Raw genomic sequence first — 1178 nt, forward strand, 5'->3', positions numbered from 1 at the left:
GGGTTGCTGATGTCCCGTGATCGTGTGAGAGAGCCGTGCCTGCTGTTGCATCTTCCCTGATCCCCGCCGGGTTGGAGTGCCTGACCCCCACCGCCAGCCCGGAGAGTCTTGCTGACTTGGCGGAATGTCTGGCGGTGGTGCCCGATCCCCGCAGCCGGCGCGGGCGGCGTCACCCGTTGGTGGCGGTTTTGCTGCTGGCTGCGGCGGCGGTGGCGGGTGGGGCGCGGTCGTTTGCCGCGATCGCCGAGTGGGCCGCGGATGCCTCCCCGCAGGTGTTGGCCGCGGTGCGTGCCCGCTTCGATGAGCGCCACGGCCGCCGGGTGGCTCCGGATGAGTCCACCCTGCGACGGACGGTGCAGTTGCTGGACGGTGACTCGGTGGACGCCGCGGTCAGCGTGTGGCTGGGCGAGCGTGTCCGTGACACCGTGCCGACCACGGACACGCCCCGTGCCCTGGCCGTGGACGGCAAGTCCTTGCGCGGCACCTACGGCCGCACCGGCGGGACCGGGGTACACCTGCTCGCAGCCATGACCCACGGCAGCGGGACAGTGCTGGCCCAACGCCACGTCACCGAGGGCACCAGCGAGATCACCCACTTCACCCCCCTGCTGGACACCGTGGACATCACCGGGATGGTGGTGACCGCTGATGCCCTGCACACCACCCGTGACCACGCCCGCTACCTGGTCGACCGCGGTGCGGACTACGTGTTCACGGTCAAGGAGAACCAGCACCGGCTCTTCACACTCCTGGACGCCCTACCCTGGCAGGACGCACCCAAGCACACCACCGTCGACGTCGGCCACGGCCGCACCGAACGGCGCACCATCCAAGTCCTGCCCACTCCCGACAACATCGGGTTTCCCCATGCCGCACAAGCCTTTCTGGTCGAGCGCTACACCACCTGCCATGCCACCGGCACCCACTCGGCCCACGCCGTACTCGGCGTCACCAGCCTCACCACTGATCCCGCCACCCTCGCCCCACTCATCCGGGGCCAATGGCAGATCGAAAACCGCCTGCACTGGGTCCGCGACGTCACCTACGGCGAAGACGCCAGCCGCGTGCGCACCGGCACCGCACCCCGCGTCCTGGCCTCCCTACGCAACCTCGCCACCAGCACCTTCCGACTCCACGGCTGGACCAACACCGCCGCAGCCCTCCGCTGGGCCGCCCGC

At 70.1% G+C, this 1178-nt stretch carries 1 protein-coding gene; it reads left to right on the top strand.

Annotated features, from left to right (window positions below; genetic code table 11):
* Positions 1-35: 35 nt before the first annotated feature.
* Positions 36-1178, top strand: a 1143-nt coding sequence (locus IEY55_RS31680) for an ISAs1 family transposase (protein ID WP_229686957.1), incomplete at its 3' end; no start/stop codon positions are given.

This window comes from Longimycelium tulufanense (genome assembly GCF_014645795.1).
Taxonomy (GTDB): domain Bacteria; phylum Actinomycetota; class Actinomycetes; order Mycobacteriales; family Pseudonocardiaceae; genus Longimycelium; species Longimycelium tulufanense.